General features: G+C 48.5%; 17 protein-coding genes, 1 tRNA gene and 1 other RNA gene. 17 read left to right on the forward strand and 2 right to left on the reverse strand.

Going from position 1 to position 17,586, the window contains the following annotated elements; translation table 11 throughout:
- Positions 1 to 33 precede the first annotated feature (33 nt).
- From BN3911_RS10615 to BN3911_RS10660, 10 genes are all read left to right on the forward strand, one after another.
- Positions 34 to 564, forward strand: coding sequence for a GNAT family N-acetyltransferase (locus BN3911_RS10615; protein WP_066865267.1), 531 nt, complete (start codon positions 34 to 36; stop codon positions 562 to 564).
- Positions 565 to 580: 16 nt separating this feature from the next.
- Positions 581 to 1,519 (forward strand): orotidine-5'-phosphate decarboxylase, encoded by a 939-nt coding sequence (gene pyrF / locus BN3911_RS10620; RefSeq protein WP_066867784.1) that lies wholly within the window; start codon positions 581 to 583, stop codon positions 1,517 to 1,519.
- 24 nt (positions 1,520 to 1,543) lie between these two features.
- Entirely contained in the window at positions 1,544 to 2,308 is a 765-nt protein-coding gene (locus BN3911_RS10625; RefSeq protein WP_066865270.1) for a dihydroorotate dehydrogenase electron transfer subunit, read from the forward strand.
- A gap of 14 nt (positions 2,309 to 2,322) precedes the next feature.
- The gene (locus tag BN3911_RS10630; protein ID WP_066865273.1) at positions 2,323 to 3,234 is read left to right on the forward strand and encodes a dihydroorotate dehydrogenase; all 912 of its coding nucleotides are present in this window, start codon (positions 2,323 to 2,325) and stop codon (positions 3,232 to 3,234) included.
- Positions 3,228 to 3,893, forward strand: coding sequence for a histidine phosphatase family protein (locus tag BN3911_RS10635; protein ID WP_082942242.1), 666 nt, complete (start codon positions 3,228 to 3,230; stop codon positions 3,891 to 3,893). Before BN3911_RS10630 ends, BN3911_RS10635 begins: the two co-directional genes overlap by 7 nt.
- Complete coding sequence (ruvX, locus tag BN3911_RS10640; protein WP_066865276.1) at positions 3,890 to 4,315, forward strand: Holliday junction resolvase RuvX; 426 nt, start codon at positions 3,890 to 3,892, stop codon at positions 4,313 to 4,315. Before BN3911_RS10635 ends, ruvX begins: the two co-directional genes overlap by 4 nt.
- Before the next feature lie 73 nt (positions 4,316 to 4,388).
- Complete coding sequence (locus tag BN3911_RS10645; protein ID WP_066865279.1) at positions 4,389 to 5,258, forward strand: DegV family protein; 870 nt, start codon at positions 4,389 to 4,391, stop codon at positions 5,256 to 5,258.
- An 82-nt stretch (positions 5,259 to 5,340) separates the two neighbouring features.
- Positions 5,341 to 6,204, forward strand: coding sequence for a GNAT family N-acetyltransferase (locus tag BN3911_RS10650; RefSeq protein WP_066867790.1), 864 nt, complete (start codon positions 5,341 to 5,343; stop codon positions 6,202 to 6,204).
- Between the two features lie 433 nt (positions 6,205 to 6,637).
- Entirely contained in the window at positions 6,638 to 7,972 is a 1,335-nt protein-coding gene (gene mgtE / locus BN3911_RS10655; RefSeq protein WP_066865283.1) for a magnesium transporter, read from the forward strand.
- A 39-nt stretch (positions 7,973 to 8,011) separates the two neighbouring features.
- Positions 8,012 to 9,058 carry a Gfo/Idh/MocA family protein gene (locus BN3911_RS10660; protein ID WP_066865286.1) on the forward strand — a complete coding sequence of 349 codons (1,047 nt, stop codon included), beginning with the start codon at positions 8,012 to 8,014 and terminating at the stop codon, positions 9,056 to 9,058.
- Between the two features lie 113 nt (positions 9,059 to 9,171).
- Here BN3911_RS10660 and ssrS read toward each other — a convergent pair.
- Together ssrS and BN3911_RS10670 are read right to left on the reverse strand one after the other, a co-directional pair.
- Positions 9,172 to 9,375: non-coding RNA, 6S RNA (gene ssrS / locus BN3911_RS10665), on the reverse strand.
- 5 nt (positions 9,376 to 9,380) lie between these two features.
- On the reverse strand, positions 9,381 to 9,680 hold the full coding sequence (locus BN3911_RS10670) for a DUF1292 domain-containing protein (RefSeq protein ID WP_066865288.1): 300 nt from the start codon (positions 9,678 to 9,680) through the stop codon (positions 9,381 to 9,383).
- Between the two features lie 1,421 nt (positions 9,681 to 11,101).
- On the opposite strand from BN3911_RS10670, the gene BN3911_RS10680 reads away from it, so the two are divergent.
- From BN3911_RS10680 to BN3911_RS10710, 7 genes are all read left to right on the forward strand, one after another.
- Complete coding sequence (locus BN3911_RS10680; RefSeq protein WP_066865294.1) at positions 11,102 to 11,662, forward strand: HD domain-containing protein; 561 nt, start codon at positions 11,102 to 11,104, stop codon at positions 11,660 to 11,662.
- Positions 11,663 to 11,813: 151 nt separating this feature from the next.
- Positions 11,814 to 12,248, forward strand: a complete 435-nt coding sequence (locus BN3911_RS10685) for a GtrA family protein (RefSeq protein WP_066865297.1) — start codon at positions 11,814 to 11,816, stop codon at positions 12,246 to 12,248.
- Between the two features lie 48 nt (positions 12,249 to 12,296).
- On the forward strand, positions 12,297 to 13,493 hold the full coding sequence (locus BN3911_RS10690) for an LCP family protein (protein WP_066865300.1): 1,197 nt from the start codon (positions 12,297 to 12,299) through the stop codon (positions 13,491 to 13,493).
- A gap of 80 nt (positions 13,494 to 13,573) precedes the next feature.
- Positions 13,574 to 14,782 (forward strand): LCP family protein, encoded by a 1,209-nt coding sequence (locus BN3911_RS10695; RefSeq protein WP_066865303.1) that lies wholly within the window; start codon positions 13,574 to 13,576, stop codon positions 14,780 to 14,782.
- Positions 14,783 to 14,806: 24 nt separating this feature from the next.
- Positions 14,807 to 15,724, forward strand: a complete 918-nt coding sequence (locus BN3911_RS10700; RefSeq protein ID WP_066865306.1) for a sugar phosphate nucleotidyltransferase — start codon at positions 14,807 to 14,809, stop codon at positions 15,722 to 15,724.
- 434 nt (positions 15,725 to 16,158) lie between these two features.
- A tRNA-Leu gene (locus tag BN3911_RS10705) sits at positions 16,159 to 16,245 on the forward strand.
- A gap of 380 nt (positions 16,246 to 16,625) precedes the next feature.
- A complete protein-coding gene (locus BN3911_RS10710) occupies positions 16,626 to 17,585 on the forward strand; it encodes an ROK family protein (protein WP_066865309.1) in 960 nt (319 codons plus the stop codon).
- Position 17,586 lies beyond the last annotated feature (1 nt).

A 17,586-nucleotide genomic window follows, 5' to 3' on the forward strand; every position in this document is an offset into this window, starting at 1 on the left:
AAGCGGCCAAAGGAAAGGAGACGAATTCTCCAGGTGAAATTTGTATTTCCAGGCGCGGCCTACGAGGAAAAGGCAAAAGAGTTTTTTCAGGAATTCCGGACTTCTGGTTCTTCACTTCACGGTGTGGGCGGTCTGGACCGTTTTCTGGAGACAGGCACTTATGGGCAGTGGCTGCAGAAGGTTTACCAGGATATGGATCTTGCTAATATCCCGGAGGGGAGAGTACCGGCTTATACCTGTTTTTATGTCCGTGAGAGGGATGGATGTCTGGTCGGAATGATCAGCATCCGGCTGGCGCTCAATGATTTCCTGCGAAAAGAGGGCGGGCACATTGGCTATTGTATCAGGCCTTCTGAGCGTGGGAAAGGGTATGGCACCCAGATGCTTCGAGAGGCTCTGAAATTCTGCAGGCCTATCGGTTTGAACAGGCTTCTTCTGGTTTGCGACAAATCAAACCTAGCTTCGGCAAAGGTCATACAAAGCTGTGGCGGAATTCTGGAAACGGAATGCCGCAGTGAACTCTGCCAAGAGATATTACAGAGATATTGGATTGACAATAAATAGAAGGGAATGGAACATGATGTCAATGGATCGGTTATTGGAAGGAATTGCGGCAAAACAGAACCCTACGGTGGCAGGACTGGACCCAAAGCTTGCCTATATCCCGGAGTATATCCTGAAGGAGAGTTTTGAGAAGTACGGAGAGACGTTGGAAGGGGCGGCAGACGCACTTCTGGTTTATAATAAGGGTCTGATCGATGCTCTGTGCGATATTGTACCCGCAGTGAAGCCCCAGGCCGCCTATTATGAAATGTACGGCTGGCAGGGTGTGAAGGCTCTTGCGGAAACCATCGCCTATGCCCGGGCAAAGGGGATGTATGTGATCACGGACGGGAAGCGGAATGATATTGGCGCTACCATGCAGGCCTATGCATCTGCCCATTTGGGAGTTACTGAGGTGTGCGGGAAGAATCTTTCCGCCTTTGATGCGGACGCGCTGACGGTAAACGGGTATCTGGGCTCTGACGGCATCGAACCGCTGCTCTCCGTCTGTGCGAAGGGGGACAAAGGGATTTTTGTGCTGGTAAAAACCAGCAATCCCTCCTCCGGTGAGCTGCAGGACAGGCAATTGGCTACGGGAGAAACTGTGTATCAGCTGATGGGTGGTAACTGTGAAACTTGGGGAGAAAAGCTGCCCGGTAAATACGGCTACAGCGGTGTGGGCGCCGTGGTAGGGGCTACCTATCCCGCTCAATTGGATGAGCTGCGCAAGACTCTGCCCCACACCTTCTTCCTGGTACCTGGATATGGCGCTCAAGGAGGCGGTGCAGACGATGTTGCGCCTGCTTTCGATGACAACGGTTTGGGCGCTGTCGTCAATTCCTCCCGCGGTATTCTCTGTGCCTGGCAAAAGGAAAAATGCGACGGCGGCGAATATGCCGCGGCGGCGCGGCGGGAGGCCATCAGGATGAGGGATGAGATCGTAGCCCGCATCGGAGAGATTAAGCTTCCAAACTGAAGGAATTGATTGGAGAGTGGGGACATGGGAAGATACGATTCTAAAATCTGCAAATTGAAAAAGACCGAAAAAATTGCATCGGGCATTTTTGATTTTCTGTTTGAAGCGCCGGATTTCGCCCGGCAGGCGCAGCCTGGTCAGTTCGCCAATATTCGCCTTCCGGGCAGGACGCTGCGCCGTCCCATCTCGATCTGCGGAATTGACAGGGAAGGCGGGACCCTTCGCTTTGTTTTCCAGATTCGGGGGGAGGGTACGGCGGAATTGGCAGAGTACAAGGCGGGAGACTGCCTGGAACTGTTGGCGCCCCTGGGAAAAGGCTTTCCCATGGAGCAAAACCGAAAAACGCTTTTGATTGGCGGCGGCATCGGCGTTCCCCCATTGCTGGGTGCTGCGGCTGAGCTTGGGACTGCGGCGGTGGCTGTATTGGGCTTCCGAAATCGGGAGGCTGTCATTTTGGAAGAGGATTTCAAAAAACTCGGCGCCAAAACTTTGGTGGCGACAGATGACGGTTCTTACGGCTTCCACGGGCTGGTTACGGAACTTGCTGCCAAAGAAGAATTCGAAGCGGTCTTTGCCTGTGGGCCTGCGCCCATGTTGAAGGCGGTGCGGGCCTTGGCGGAGGAACGGCATGTTCCCTGCTTCCTCTCGCTGGAAGAGCGTATGGCCTGTGGGATCGGCGCTTGTCTGGGCTGCGCCACGCCGCTATTGGATGAAGAGGGAAACCGGTACTACGGCCATGTCTGCAAAGATGGACCGGTGTTTGATGCGTACAGAGTGATTTTGGAATGAAGGGGGAAAACTGCATGGCCAATTTGAAAGTGACTGTAGCGGGAGTGGAATTTGAGAACCCTTTGATTGCCGCTTCCGGAACCTTCGGGTTCGGAAAGGAATACAGTGAATTTTATCCGCTTTCTGCTCTGGGCGGTGTGTCCTGCAAGGGAATCACCATAAAAGAGCGCCCGGGAAATCCGCCGCCAAGAGTGACGGAGGCCCCAGGCGGAATGCTCAACGCCGTAGGGCTGCAGAATCCTGGGGTAGATCACTTTATCGAATATGATCTGCTGTGGCTTTCCCGGCAGGGGACGAAAATTATCGCCAACGTGGCGGGCAATGCGCCGGAGGACTACTGTGCCACGGTAGAGAAGCTGAATGACACATGTGTGGATATGGTTGAATTGAATATCTCTTGTCCCAATGTCAAACAGGGTGGGGTACAGTTCGGTACCACTTGCGAGGGCGTATTCGGGATCACAAGCGAGGTGAGAAAGCACTGTGAAAAGCCTCTGATGGTGAAGCTTTCCCCTAACGTGACGGATATTTCTGAAATGGCGGTGGCAGCGGAAAGCGCCGGAGCAGATGCTGTTTCCATGATCAATACCCTCACGGGCATGCGCATTGATATTCATACGAAAAGGCCGATCCTCCACAACAATACGGGTGGATTTTCCGGTCCGGCGCTTCTGCCCATTGCCTTGCGTATGGTGTGGCAGACCGCGGGTAAAATTAAGATACCCATTGTGGGGCTGGGCGGCATTTCTACCTGGCAGGACGCGGTGGAAATGCTTTTGGCAGGGGCGTCTGCACTGCAGATCGGTACGGTGCTCTTTACCGACCCCTATGCCCCCATCAAAATTTGTGAGGGTCTCAGCGAGTATATGGATAAGAATGGTGTCGAAAGCCTGAAAGAGCTGACAGGGGGAATGCGGCCGTGGTGACCACAGTGATCATCGTACGGCATTGCCAGTCTATGGGAAATACCGAGGGCAGGTTTCAGGGCAGGTTTGACGCGGATGTCACTCCGGTAGGGGAACAGCAAATGGAGCTGCTCTCCCTGCGGTTTCGCAATGAGAAGCTGGATGCCCTCTACACCAGTCCCCTTCTGCGGGCCCGCAGGACTGCAGAGGCAGTGAACCGGTATCATCAGCTGCAGCTTCAGATCTGCGAGGGACTCTCTGAACTGGACGTGGGAAAGCTGGAAAACAGGAAGCTTTCGGAGATCGGAGAGCTTTTCCCGGAAACGGCAAAAAATTGGGATCAATCCCCGGATTTATGCGAGTTTCCGGGAGGAGAGACTATGAAGCAGGCATACCGCAGAGTCAATCAGGCGCTGGATTGGATTTTGGAAGAAAACCGGGGAAAAACTGTTATGGCGGTTACTCACGGCGGGGTGATCCGGAATCTCTATGCCAGGGTATGTGCAGACTGCCCGGAGGGAATTCGCCAAAGTGCGGTTTTCGGCAATACAGGGGTGAGTGTTCTGGAAGCAGATGAGGCGGGCCGACTCTCCTGGACGCTTTTGAACGACCTTTCGCATCTCCCGGAGGAGCTGCGCCGCTCGCCGATAAAATATTCTTTTCACGGGGAGGCCGTATGATTATTCTGGGAGTGGACTTGGGAAAGGTGCGCACTGGACTGGCTGTTTGTGACCGGGGAGAGATGCTGGCATCGCCGGCTGGCGTCATTGCGGAATGCAGCCGTGAACGGCTGGCCGACAAGATATCTGCTGTTGCAAAGGAGCGCGGCGCGGAGCTGTTGGTGCTTGGGCTGCCGCGAAACATGGATGGGAGCGAAGGAAAAAGCGCTCAAAACGCTCGTGAGATGGGAAAGATTCTGGCTGAACGCTCCGGCCTTCCTGTAGAGTTCTGCGATGAGCGGGGTACCACAATAACGGCCCACGGCTTCCTGAATGAGACGAATACCCGGGGGAAAAAGAGAAAGGACGTTGTTGACACGGTGGCAGCTACGGTGATCTTGCAAAATTATCTTGAGTATCGTCGCAACATTTCTCACAAATGAGGTTTACACTTGGATTGTGAAATAGTATAATTAATACAAATGGCCGTTTCAGGCTGTAAGGAGGAAGCTGAATATGGGAAACTACAGGATCGTAACCGATTCCACAACGGATCTGACCAGGGAAATGACGGAAGAATTGGAATTGAAGGTCATTCCCCTATGTTATATTATGGATGGCAAAACCTACCGCAATAGCCCTGACAGTGGTATGAAGGAACCGGCCTTTTACGGTAAGCTTAGGAATGGGATCATGTCCACTACCACTCAGGTGAATTCTGAGGAGTTCATTGCGGAATTTGCCCCTATCCTGGAACAGGGAGAGGATATCCTTTATATTGCATTTTCATCTGGACTCAGCGGCACCTGCCAGAGTGCATTTGTGGCAAAGCAGGAATTGGAGGAGCGGTTTCCGGGGCGCAGGGTAGAGGTGTTCGATTCTCTATGCGCTTCTATGGGTGAAGGCCTTCTCGTCCACTATGCGGCCACAATGAAAAAGTCGGGAGCATCCATCGATGAGGTGCTGAAATGGCTTCAGGAAAATGTGCTGAAGCTTTGCCACTGGTTTACTGTGGATGATCTGAATCATTTGAAGCGGGGCGGCCGTGTATCTACTGCTACTGCGTTTTTAGGTACAATGCTGGGGATCAAGCCGGTTCTTCATGTAGACAATGAGGGCCACCTGATTCCTGTATCCAAGGTGAGGGGCAGAAAACAATCGTTGGATGCGCTGGTGAAAAAAATGGAGGAAAGTGCCATCGAGCCTGCCGGGCAGACCGTGTTTATCAGCCATGGGGATTGCCTGGAGGATGCCGAGTATGTGGCGGAGCAGGTTAAGGCAAAGTTGGGGGTTAAAAAGATTTCCATCAATTTTATTGGCCCGGTGATTGGAGCGCATTCCGGTCCGGGAACGGTAGCACTTTTCTTCCTCGGAAAGGTCAGATAGAAATATTGTATAGTATCTGGTGACAGTAGCGCAGCCGGCCGTGTTCAACGGCCGGCTGCTTAATTTGAAAGGGAAAAAAGTTATGGCTCTTACACTGCAAAAGAAAATCAGAGAGGATACGATGCTGCGGACGGGTTTTTTCTCGTTGGCAGAGTCTGTTTTTGGGATTTCTTTCCGCGATTGGTACGCTGAAGGAAATTGGACAGACAGATATATTCCCTATGCTCTTGCTGAGAACGGCAGGGTGGTCTCCAATGTCTCTGTAAACCTGATGGATTTTTCTTTTCAGGGGATGCACAGGCGCTATGTACAGCTGGGCACTGTGATGACGGATCCTGGATACAGAGGTAGGGGGCTGAGCAGAATTCTGATGGAGGAAGCTATACGGGACTATCGGGAAAAGTGCGATGCGCTCTATCTCTTTGCCAATGAGACGGTTCTCGGCTTCTATCCGAAATTCGGTTTCCGACAGGCAGAAGAATGCAGGCTTTCGGTACCGGTGACTCCGGAAAAAGCAAAGCGCAGGAGGTTGGATCTGTCAAAGGAGGCAGATCGTACGCTGTTTCTTTCCTGTTACCAGAGGTCAAATCCCTATTCTGATTTTGCGATGATTGAAAATCCGGGCTTGCTGCTGTTTCATTGCAGCTTCCTTCAAGACTGCGTCTTCTATTTTGACGATTGGGATGTGGCCGTTGTGACACAACAGGAGGGGGAAACTCTCACATGCTATGACATCTATGGGAGGGGAGAGCTTCCGCTGCAAAGGCTTCTGGCTATGTCTGCAGTGCCTGGCGTCCAGAGGGCGGTTCTGGGTTTTACACCGATAGAAACAGAAAATATGACACAAATGCCACCGACCGAGGATGATAATCTTTTCCTGCTTGATGGAAAGGAAAATTTATTTTTGGAAAACCGGATGATGTTCCCGCTGCTGTCTCATGCATAGAAAGGTTGGAAGAACGGTCTAATACTGGGAAAGGAACAGTCTAAATCCATAAAATTTGCCAGGAAGTTTTTATGACTTTACAGTTTCTTTTTCTTGACAAATGGTGGAGAAAAGGGTACTCTAGATAAGGCGGCTGGGGTGATAATCCAGCTGAAAACCAGAAAAAAAGAGGTGGGCAAAGTGAGCATACCGCGAAGTAGCGACGGCATAAAACCCGGAGGGCGATGCACGGCCGGGAGAAGGTTATGCCTTTCGCATAACAGGCAGTTTGTGCCGCTTTACGCACTGTTCGGTTCCAAAATCGGGTAAGCTTCCGGTTACGGACGGGATAGGCGTGCGGTCTGCTGCGCTTGTTCTGGCCGTGCGAAAGCCGGTTTTGTGCTGTACTACTCCAATCCTTACATAGGACACATAGTGATGGGAGGTACACACAATGAACGAGAAAATATTGGAACTTCTGGAAGCTAAAAAATATTCTGAAATCGGAGCGCTACTGAAAGATATGAACCCCGCGGATGCGGCGGTAATGCTGGAGGAGCTTCCGGAACAGAAAATGCCGATTGTGTTCCGTCTGCTCTCAAAGGAACTTGCGGCCGATACCTTTGCTTATATGGATGGTGACGCCCAGGAAATTTTGGTGCGAGGCTTCAGCGATAAAGAGCTCGACGAAGTGATGGAGCAGCTGTTCCTGGACGATACCGTGGACATGTTGGAGGAAATGCCGGCCAATGTAGTCAAACGTGTGCTGCGCCATGTGGATGCGGATACCCGGAAAATGATCAATCAGGTGCTTAATTATCCCAAAGACAGCGCCGGTAGCATCATGACCATGGAGTATGTGGATCTGAAGCGCAGCATGACTGTGGAGCAGGCCTTCGAGCGGATCCGGGCCACAGGCGTGGAAAAAGAGACAATTTATACCTGTTATGTCACTGACAGCCGCAGAAAGCTGGAAGGCATTGTCACGGTAAAGGATTTGCTCCTTTCTCCCAAATCGGAAGTTATTCGGAATATTATGGAAACGAACGTGAAGTTCGTCAGCACCCATACGGATCAGGAATTGGTGGCCAGAGAGCTGAGTAAATATGACTTTTTGGCGATTCCGGTGGTGGATGCCGAGGAACGTCTCGTTGGCATTGTCACTGTGGATGACGCCCTTGACGTCATTCAGGAAGAGGCGACGGAAGACATTGAAAAAATGGCTGCCATTACACCTACAGACAGACCCTATATGAAAACCAGCGTATTTGAAACCTGGAAAAAAAGGATTCCCTGGCTGTTGTTTCTGATGATTTCAGCCACTTTTACCAGCGGCATCATTTCCAGCTTTGAAGATGCCCTTGCTGCCAGCGTCATTTTGACCAGTTTTATTCCCATGCTGATGGATACGGGCGGAAATGCGGGCAGCCAGTCTTCTACAACTGTGATTCGCGGCCTGTCCCTGGGAGAAATCCGCTACGGGGATGTGTTGAAAATTGTTACGAAGGAGTCGTTTGTATCCCTGATGTGCGGAGCTACTCTTGCAGTGGCTAATTTTGCCAAACTGATGCTGATTGACAGGGTAAGCCTTCTGGTCGCTGCGGTGGTATGTCTGACCTTGGTTGTTGTTGTCTTGGTTTCCAATATTGTCGGATGTACGCTGCCCGTACTTGCCAAGCGGGTTGGGTTTGATCCGGCAGTGATGGCTAGTCCGCTGATCACCACAATCGTGGATGCAGTGGCGCTGATTATCTATTTTAATATTGCTAAGCTGTTGCTAGGCATCTAGCTTACAGATAAATTAAATTTAATTTGGAGGAGCATACAAATGGGAAAGATCGTTAATGTAGCCGTAGTTGGTTACGGCGGAATGGGCGGCTGGCATACTCGCCTGCTGCAGGAAATTCCGGAAGTAAGGCTGGCTGGTGTCTATGACATTCTGCCTGAACGGAACAAGGCCGCCGAAGAGAAGGGAATTAAGGCCTATGAGAGCCTGGAAGCCCTGCTGGCAGATCCGGAAATTGATGTGGTCACCGTAGCCATTCCCAACGATGCGCATAAAGAAGTGTGCATCAAGGTGATGGAGGCTGGAAAGGCTGCCATCAGTGAGAAGCCTGTCACCATGTCTTCTGAGGTTTTGGAAGAGATGATTGAAGCTTCCAACCGTACTGGCCAGTTGTTTACTGTACACCAGAATCGCCGTTGGGACGAGGACTTCCGTGTGGCCGATCAGATTGTAAAATCCGGCGATTTGGGGAGAGTTTTCTCCATCCAGTCCAGAGTTCACGGTTCCAGAGGCATTCCCGGTGACTGGAGAAATACCAAAGAGCACGGCGGCGGCATGGTTCTCGACTGGGGCGTTCATCTGCTGGACCAGATGAATATGATGATGGGTAAAATGCCCAAGACGGTTTATGCCACTCTTTCCAATGTGACCAACGAAGAGGTGGACGATGGCTTTACTGCTATGTTTACCTTTGACGGAGGGGTTGTGTTTACTGTAGAGGTAGGAACCAGCAACTTTATCAATCTGCCCAGATGGTACATACAGGGCCTGAACGGCACTGCAGAGATTACCGATTGGGATCTCAGCGGCAAGATCGTAATCGCCACTGCGGATGAAGAGCACGATGCTGTGCCGATTGTAACAGCCGCCGGCCTCACCAAGACCATGGCTCCCAGAACTCCTGAGACGATCAAAGAACTGCCGATTCCGCGTATTGATACCGATATTAAGGATTATTACCGTAATATTGCTAAGGTGGTCAATGGGGAAGAGAAGCAGATTGTCACACATGACCAGCAGCGTGAGCTGATGCATCTGATGGAGGCTATTTTTGAATCCGCAGAAGGCAATAAGGTCGTTACCCTGTAAAGCTTAACGGAAAGACCGGAGAATGGCGGAAAGCCTTCTCCGGTCTTTTGATGTCTGAGAGAGAGATAAAAGAAAACGGACTGCGGAAAAACCGCAGTCCGTTTGTTTGCATAAGAGTGCCCGCACGACCGTAATGTGCTTCTCAATAACCTGCTACATAGTAAGCAGGTGGGTGCCCTCCCTCATACTTCTCGCTCCCTTCATCCAACCACGGTCAAAGCCGGGCCGGGAGGTCTGCAGTCTGCAGGAGGAGTGAGGCTCCCGATTATTTGAGTGTAGGGTTATTTGTGCACAGTCCGCGCATCGCGCAGGCAAAAATTACTTATTCCTCTGGCTCATCGTAATAAGCTTCGTTGAAACGGTTCTCAAAAATTTCGGCAAGCTTATCGAGAAGAGCATCATCCTCCACCTCTTGAAGCTGTTCCTCGCCGTCCTCTTCAATCACTTCAAAAATATAATAGGTTTCCGCATCAGAAGCCACTTCATCTGCGTCCTGCTGCGTGGGAACCAGGGCCATAAAATGGCCGTCATCATTTTCCAGCTCATCTATGATCTCAAATTCATGCTCCTGTCCTTCGTCATCAACAAGGGTCAGAAGGTCGGCCTCATATTCATTATCCATCACTGCAACCCCTTTCTGAAGACACTGAGCCGTGTCCTCTTGCAAGGATATTGTACCTAAAATATGTGAGGAAGTCAAGAGCAGGAAGAGTTGGCCCAAACAGAAACTTGGAACCGTTTTTTCATTATATCCGAAGAGTGTTATTTTATCCTGAAACGCCGTATGACATTGGGTATCCATAAAATAGAAGGAGAAATTCGGCAGTACCAAAATTGGATTTCTATGGAATTGGGTTGTTTCGGAAGACAAAAGAAAACTATGCTGGGGGTTTGTAAAAAATACCTATTAAATTTAAAAAAAGTTAAAAAAACCTATTGACAAACAATGGTCTGGCCGCTATAATAAAGACGAAGATAAGAGATGGAAGAAATCTTCAAAGGGTTCCCGCTAAAACCGGAAGTAAGGAAGAAGAGCCGTGGCAGAATTGAAAGACATTTTTGACGAGAAAGAAGATGTCTGAATGTGGAAGGTTCTTTTTGACAGAAAACGGTGAGGTGCTTTTTTGGAAGCTGCAGAAAGGGTGCTTTCAGTAAGTCAAAACGGAAGATTTTGATTGAATGGTCAATGTTTTTGGGTTTGTCTGATGAAAGGGTCCGGAGAGCAGAAACAGTAGTTGCTGGTAGTGACGAAAGCTTTTCTGGCGGCTTGCAGCTGTGGAGAATGTAAGAGCGGGAAACAAAAAATTAGGTGTAGAAAGGCGGGTGAGTCCAATGGGCCAAGAACAACCTCAGCACTTTGCATCTGTGGGCTCACAAGCTCACAGATAAAAGGATAGTTTTTTGAGTATCTAAAAGGAGGACGTAGTGCCAACAAACAGATACAAAGAAAATTCGGTACGAGACTGTAGTAAAACCGCAATTTCTTGTAGCTTTTAAAAAGCTGGTTTCTATTGAACGAATAGAAAAGTGAAAGCGGAATATGACATACGGTAATAAGTATCGGAAAGATAGGTAAATTCCAATGTACTAAGTTGTTTCGTCTTGATTTTTTCTCCCTTCTGAAAGAAAAAACAGCATGAACTATGTTGTTACAAACAGATTGGGAACGAATATAGGGCTATGACTTTTATCGGTTATGTCAAGAAGAGGCAAGGAAGTGTCAAAGTATAAAACCCTTACAAAATAATTCGTTGACATAGATTTTGCAATTCCTGATGATCGGTTCGAGTTGGAAACCATACCTATAAAAATTGGGGACTTCTGAAAGTGATTTCAGAAGTCCTTTTCTTTTTTCAAATCTATTTGTTTCATGGGAATGAATTGATCTAACAAAACATTGTCACTGTAATTTTTCTATAATCTGTCAATGAAAAAAAGATTATAATTCTTTCACTAACCTTGTTTTCCATATGTTCAAATGATATACTAAACAAACAGCAGATATCTAGGTTGAGAAACAGTGATTTAGGAGCAGATTCATTTATGAGAAAAAGCCGGAGGCAGCAGCTTTACAGGATAGACCGTTTCAGGGAATATTATAAAGAACTTTTTTCGCATTCTGGTCTTGGTCAAATCGCGAAATTTACGCAGCATGGTACAACTTCGCGCTTGCTGCATAGTGTGGCGGTAGCCTATTACAGCTATAGGCTTGCACTGTTTACTCGTCTTCAGTTTCACTTGGATGATTTAGTGCGGGGGGCATTACTCCATGATTATTTTCTCTACGATGCTGAAGATGGAGATCCTGCGCATAAGGGTCATTGGACCCGGCATCCGTCGATTGCTGCAGAAAATGCAGGCAGTGAAGTGCAACTGACCAGGATTGAAGAGGACATTATCAGGAAGCATATGTTCCCTTTGACGCTCCAGCCTCCCCGTTACCGGGAGGGGGTAGTGGTTTCAATGATTGATAAGGCATGCTCCGTGTATGAGTTTTTTAAGCGTCGGGAACCATACGGCCAGATTCGCCGGGAAGTCCTGCGGGAGGAACTGGAAGGCAGTCTAAAAGCCTTTTATCTTAAACTGCCGGCAGGGGAGTCTTGATTTTATTTTGGTGTGATTCGGCCCTGGTTTTCAGGGCCTTTTTCTTTTTTTCTTGAACTCTAGCCGTTTCTGGGGTATACTTAAATGTCTGGAAAATTCAGGCGGCAGGTTTGGACAAGCGCCTGCTACCCTGGAGGAGGTTATTTATTGTATGGGAGTAAAATTACGGGCCTTGTTTTTTAAATATAAGGAGATTATCTTATATGTTTTTTTCGGCGGACTTACAACATTGGTGAATTGGGGCCTGTATTTTGTTTTGGCCGACATGATGGGAGCTCCTTATCTTTGGGCCACTGCAGCAGCACAGATCGCCGCCATTTTATTTGCCTATATCACAAACCGCATTTGGGTATTTAAAAGCAAAGTTCGTGGCTTTTCCGGAATTATGATGGAAATGCTCCGTTTTTTCGGCTGCAGGGCAGTTTCTTTTTTTATGGATCTGGGCTGTATGTATGTCGGTGTGGATTTGCTGCATATTGATGATGTTTTGATGAAACTTCTTTCTAATGTCATCGTGGTCATTGTAAATTATATCTTTAGTAAAGTATTTATTTTTCGGGAACCTGCAAAAGGGACAGAAAAATAAGCAGGGAAAAGAACTAAAAAAAGTTTTAGGAATCAAGGAGGCCGGCATATGGCTCGCAGAATGAAGGAAGAAGAACGGCAGTTTGAGGATGTCTCCAGTTATTCTTCTTCAAAGGAGTATAAAAAGCGCAGAAAGAACCGTCAGGGAAGGACAGTGCTGAAAAGTATAGCAGGGTTTTTTTGCGTGCTGTTTATCGCTTTTGGCGGGATGCTGATATATGTGTCTACAGATTTGATAGCTGACTTGACCACCAATACGATCACAAAAGACCCGGCAGCACTTGGAATAGATATCTCCAATATTGTTATGGACGACAGCATTAAAAATATTGCTCTATTCGGAGTGGATGCTCGGGACAATGAGTTTACAGGTCAGTCAGATGCAATTATGATACTGACAGTGGACAACAAGCACCATAAACTAAAGCTCACTTCTGTACTGCGCGATTCCAAGGTACCGATTGAAGGCGTCACATTGAGCGGTCAAGAAATCAACTGGGACACTAAGATCAATGCCGCTTATGCTGAAGGTGGCCCCGAGCTTGCTATCCGTACACTCAACCAGAATTTCGGGCTTGACATTACAGATTATGTGACGATCAATTTTGCTAATATGGCCGCAGTCGTAGATGCTTTTGGGGGAACTCAGATTACGATTACCACGGAAGAGGCGGAACAGATCAATAGGAACCTCTGGGCGCTGAATGAAGAGGTTAAAGACCAAATGGAAGCGGATCAAGAGGCAGGCACCTATTCTGAACATAGTTACCCGCAGATCAAGCATGAGGATTTTTTTCAGGATCCACAGGGCGGAACATATGTCTTGAACGGGAACCAAGCGGTGGCCTATGGACGCATCCGTTATATTGACAGTGACAATGAAAGGGCTAAGCGCCAACAAAAGGTGCTCAGGGGATTGATTTCCAGGGTGACAGAAATCAAATACAGCGAGTATCCCAATCTAATCAAAGAAATGATGCCGTTGTGCGAAACCTCTTTGGATTTGGGAGACATCGTTGGTCTGGCGCCGATTCTAACCAGCAGCTTTACTGTGGAGTCCATCAATGTTCCTGATTTGGAATATGAAGCTCCCTGGGAAGGAACTGCGGAAGATGGCGTCTGGTATTACATTTATGATGTGGGAATTGCGGCGGAACGGATCAGCAGCTTTATTTATGAGGAGGATTCTCCTTATTGGAGTGAGTACGGCGATACTTCTGTCAGCCGAACATCTAGCGGCAGTTAAGAATAATGTTTGTCAGGTTTCAGCGGCAGGAAGAAAGGCAAAATTCGTAACGGAAAAGTGAAGAATATTGGGAGGCTGAAATGAGTCAAAAAGAAAAACGTGCGTCACATGGCAGGCCGTCCCAGGACCAGGGGCGGCCCAGGCGGGAACCACTGCACGATAATTATTACTATGAGGAACCTCCGCGCAGAGGCCGCGACCCTTCGGGATATGGAAGGGATTTTGAAGATATTTCCAGTACCTCGTCCAGCAGCAGGCGGCATAGTCCGCCGTCCCAACGGACCGGGAAAAGAAAGAAAAAAGGAAGACGAACCGGACTGGCGGTGTTTTGTGTTTTTCTGGTATTGGTTGGTTTTGGTGCGTGGTACATATTCGGTTATCTTTTGAACGGCTTGACTATCAAGGGAATTGACAAGGATAAACTGGGAATTTCGGGAGATGTCCTCTCCGACGGCAGCATTAAAAATATAGCGCTGTTTGGTTTGGATGCCCGCGAAAATACAGATGAGGGCCGTTCCGATGCGCTGATGATTCTTACGGTGGACAACAAACATAAAAAACTGAAGCTCACCTCCATTCTGCGAGATTCCGAGGTTTCTATTGAAGGATATGGGCAGGATAAGATTACCCATGCCTATGCGTATGGAGGCGCGGAACTCGCAATCAGGACCATCAATCAGAATTTTCATCTGGATATCGAAGATTATGTAACTGTCAACTTTATTCAAATGGCAGAGATCGTAGACGCATTCGGCGGCACCCGGGTGAATATCAGTTATGATGAGGCCATGGAGATCAATAAGAACCTGGATATGTTGGCACAGGAATCCGCAGACGCCAATATCCAGGAAAGTGATTTTATCTATGACGAGGGGGATGTTCTCCTCAACGGCAATCAAGCCGTAGCCTATGCAAGGATCCGGTATCTGGATGGAGATGATGTGAGGGCTTCGCGGCAGCAGAATGTGTTGAAGGGATTGATCACCCAATTGAAGCAGCTCAATAAGCTGCAGTATCCGGAACTGATCCGTAAGGTGGTGCCTATGTGTGAAACCTCTTTAGATTTTGGGGATATCATGGGGCTTGCTCCCGTCATGCTCAGTGATTTTACCACGGAAACCCTTTCCATCCCCAGCGGCGAAGAAGCCCCTGAGGATGGATATACCGATGAGGGCGCTTGGGTCTATGTGTATGATCTTGAGGCAGCCTCTCAGCATATCAGCCGTTTCCTCTATGAGGAGGATTCCCCATATTATAGACAGCCAGAGGATTCCATTGGAGAAGAATAAGAAAGCAAGGAAGTGCGTTGGTTTATGAAGGACCCCGTATTAGTAATTATGGCGGCAGGTATGGGAAGCCGTTATGGCGGCCTGAAACAAATTGATCCTGTTGGATTACATGGGGAGAAGATCATTGATTTTTCCCTCTATGATGCCAGACTGGCTGGGTTTCGCAAAGCGGTCTTTATTATCAAGGAGGAACTTCTTTTTGAGTTCCAGGAACATGTGTTCCGGCAGGCAGAAAAATATATGGATATTGAGTATGTTTTTCAGAAAAGGGAAGATATTCCTGAAGGGTTTTCTGTGCCGGAAGGGCGGGAAAAGCCCTGGGGCACGGGACATGCGGCTCTTTGTGCCGCACGCAGCATCGATGCGCCATATGCGGTGATCAATGCCGATGATTTTTATGGACGAGAGGCGTTTCAGAAAATTTATCAATTCCTCAGCAATGTTGGTAACGAAGAGAAAATGAGCTTCGCAATGGTAGGCTATTCTCTCAAAAATACAGTCACGGAAAACGGTTCTGTCTCCCGCGGTGTTTGTAAAACAGCGCAGGGGATGCTGAAGGGGATTGATGAACGCACCCAAATCGAAAAGAGAAAATCGGGAATTGCCTACACGGAGGACAGCGGTGAAACCTGGATACAGCTCCCCGAGGATACGGTGGTTTCCATGAATTTTTGGGGATTTACTCCCCCGTTTACAAAGGAATTAGAGCGGGATTTCGTTCGATTTTTTCGAGAGGATGTTCCCCAAAATCCATTGAAAGCAGAGTTCTTTCTTCCTTTTGTAGTGAACGATTTGCTTCGTGATGGCAGGGCGGAGGTAACGGTGCTTTCTTCAGCCGACAAATGGTACGGTGTAACCTATCAGGAAGATAAGGACACCGTTGTAGAGGCAATCCGTGCAATGACGGAGCGTGGAGAATATCCCTCGCCGCTGTGGCCTTAACCGGAACGGTCTGATTTTTCAGAAATGATTTTTTTTACCAGGCTGCATAATAGGGGATAGAACGGACAAAATAGATAGTAAGCAGCACGGTAAGCGTTTGCGTGCCTGAATCGAGAGATACCGTCCAACAGGACTGGAGCCCGCAAGGCCTTCAAAAGTATCTGTTCGAATTGGGCTCCAGTGTTGCTCGCCCTTTGGCAGCTTCGGTCTTTTGACCTGGTTTATGCCAAAGGGCCAATTTTTTTATCAGGCTTTTTAGAAAAGTTACATGCATGATAGGCTTTTTTCATGCTTTCCTGACTTTTTCTACAGTGTGGCATTGTCAGTGTTCAGATTGCGAAACAATACTCTTCTGGTTTTCTAGGAAAGAAACGTTTTTTAAAGCTGTCGGCTTGATTTTATTTGCCTATTATGTTAATATGAATAACATATTGGCCGCTATGGCGGAACTGGCAGACGCAAGGGACTTAAAATCCCTCGGTGGCAACACCGTACCGGTTCGACCCCGGTTAGCGGCACCAGAGCTGCGGTGCGTAAATTACGCACCGCAGCTCTTTTTGGTTTTGAAGCTTTTTGCCCGGGATCCTGGCAGAAGCTTTTACCGGGGTTATGAATCGAAAAGGCCGGAACCAATCATTTAGTTTTGCTCTTTTCTTGTTCTGTAAGTACTACGTGAGAGTGCATTTTAAAGAAATACTCTGGGAAGATTGAAAATTTTTTGAGGTTTAAAATAATTCTGTTGCCAGCCAGCCCGTGCTTTCTGACAATGAAATATTGGAATGGCACGGAAAAAAATAGGCAAAAATTCGTTGCAGGCGTTTACTTTTACCGTCAGGATATAGTATACTTAAACTGATTGGGGACACCCAGAAATCTATTTGTATCGAAGGAGTTATCGCTTATGTATTATCTTGGTATCGACCTTGGCGGCACTAACATTGCTGTTGGCGTCGTCGATGAGAACAACAAGATCATTGCCCGTGCGTCCACAAAGACAAAGATTGAGACGGCGGACCAGGTGGCAGACGGCATGGCCGAAACGGCCTATGCTGCTTTGAAAAACGCAAATCTTACCCTGGATGATGTGCCGTGGGTCGGTATCGGTTCTCCTGGAGCAGCCAACCGCGAGACCGGAGTGATTGAATTTGCAAATAACTTGCCCTTCAAAAACACGCCTCTTCAAAAGATGCTTTCAGATCGTATGGAAGGAAAGAAAGTCCTGTTGGAGAATGACGCCAATGCCGCCGCTTATGGGGAATACATGGCAGGCGCTTTGAAGGGGGCGGACAATGCAATTGCCATCACGTTGGGCACGGGCCTGGGTGGCGGAATCATCATCAATCATAAGATCTATTCCGGCAGTAATTTCTCCGGAGGCGAGTTGGGACATACGGTTATTGTAGTGGACGGCCGTCCCTGCACCTGCGGACGCAGCGGCTGCTGGGAAACCTATGCTTCCGCCACAGGGCTTATCAAGACTACAAAGCTTCATATGGAGAAAGCCCCGAAGGATTCCCCGTTGTGGCAGCTGGTTGGAGGGGATATCAACCGTGTCAGCGGACGCACCGCGTTTGACGCCATGCGTCAGGGCGACCCCGTCGGCAAAGAAATTGTGGATGAGTACATCAAATATCTGAGCGTAGGCATTGTGGATATGATTAACATCTTCCAGCCAGATATTTTCTGCATCGGCGGCGGTATCTGCAATGAGGGAGAAACCCTGCTTAAGCCGGTTCGCGAGTTTGTTGAGAAAGAACAGTATGCGATGAACTCTTCGAAGAAGACGGTGATCTGCCGTGCTGAGCTGGGTAATGACGCCGGCATCATCGGCGCTGCGCTTCTTGGAAAGCAGGAGGAGTAAT

The sequence above is a fragment of the Neglectibacter timonensis genome (assembly GCF_900048895.1).
Lineage (GTDB): Bacteria > Bacillota > Clostridia > Oscillospirales > Acutalibacteraceae > Acutalibacter > Acutalibacter timonensis.

Bases quoted from the DNA above. Each gene is read 5' to 3' on its own strand.
- BN3911_RS10650 (WP_066867790.1), top strand. From the start codon at position 5,341: ATGGCTCTTACACTGCAAAAGAAAATCAGAGAGGATACGATGCTGCGG.
- BN3911_RS10710 (WP_066865309.1), top strand. From the start codon at position 16,626: ATGTATTATCTTGGTATCGACCTTGGCGGCACTAACATTGCTGTTGGC.
- BN3911_RS10700 (WP_066865306.1), top strand. From the start codon at position 14,807: ATGAAGGACCCCGTATTAGTAATTATGGCGGCAGGTATGGGAAGCCGT.
- BN3911_RS10695 (WP_066865303.1), top strand. From the start codon at position 13,574: ATGAGTCAAAAAGAAAAACGTGCGTCACATGGCAGGCCGTCCCAGGAC.
- BN3911_RS10660 (WP_066865286.1), top strand. From the start codon at position 8,012: ATGGGAAAGATCGTTAATGTAGCCGTAGTTGGTTACGGCGGAATGGGC.
- BN3911_RS10630 (WP_066865273.1), top strand. From the start codon at position 2,323: ATGGCCAATTTGAAAGTGACTGTAGCGGGAGTGGAATTTGAGAACCCT.
- BN3911_RS10645 (WP_066865279.1), top strand. From the start codon at position 4,389: ATGGGAAACTACAGGATCGTAACCGATTCCACAACGGATCTGACCAGG.
- mgtE (WP_066865283.1), top strand. From the start codon at position 6,638: ATGAACGAGAAAATATTGGAACTTCTGGAAGCTAAAAAATATTCTGAA.
- BN3911_RS10680 (WP_066865294.1), top strand. From the start codon at position 11,102: ATGAGAAAAAGCCGGAGGCAGCAGCTTTACAGGATAGACCGTTTCAGG.
- BN3911_RS10685 (WP_066865297.1), top strand. From the start codon at position 11,814: ATGGGAGTAAAATTACGGGCCTTGTTTTTTAAATATAAGGAGATTATC.
- BN3911_RS10670 (WP_066865288.1), bottom strand. From the start codon at position 9,680: ATGGATAATGAATATGAGGCCGACCTTCTGACCCTTGTTGATGACGAA.
- BN3911_RS10625 (WP_066865270.1), top strand. From the start codon at position 1,544: ATGGGAAGATACGATTCTAAAATCTGCAAATTGAAAAAGACCGAAAAA.
- BN3911_RS10690 (WP_066865300.1), top strand. From the start codon at position 12,297: ATGGCTCGCAGAATGAAGGAAGAAGAACGGCAGTTTGAGGATGTCTCC.
- ruvX (WP_066865276.1), top strand. From the start codon at position 3,890: ATGATTATTCTGGGAGTGGACTTGGGAAAGGTGCGCACTGGACTGGCT.
- pyrF (WP_066867784.1), top strand. From the start codon at position 581: ATGTCAATGGATCGGTTATTGGAAGGAATTGCGGCAAAACAGAACCCT.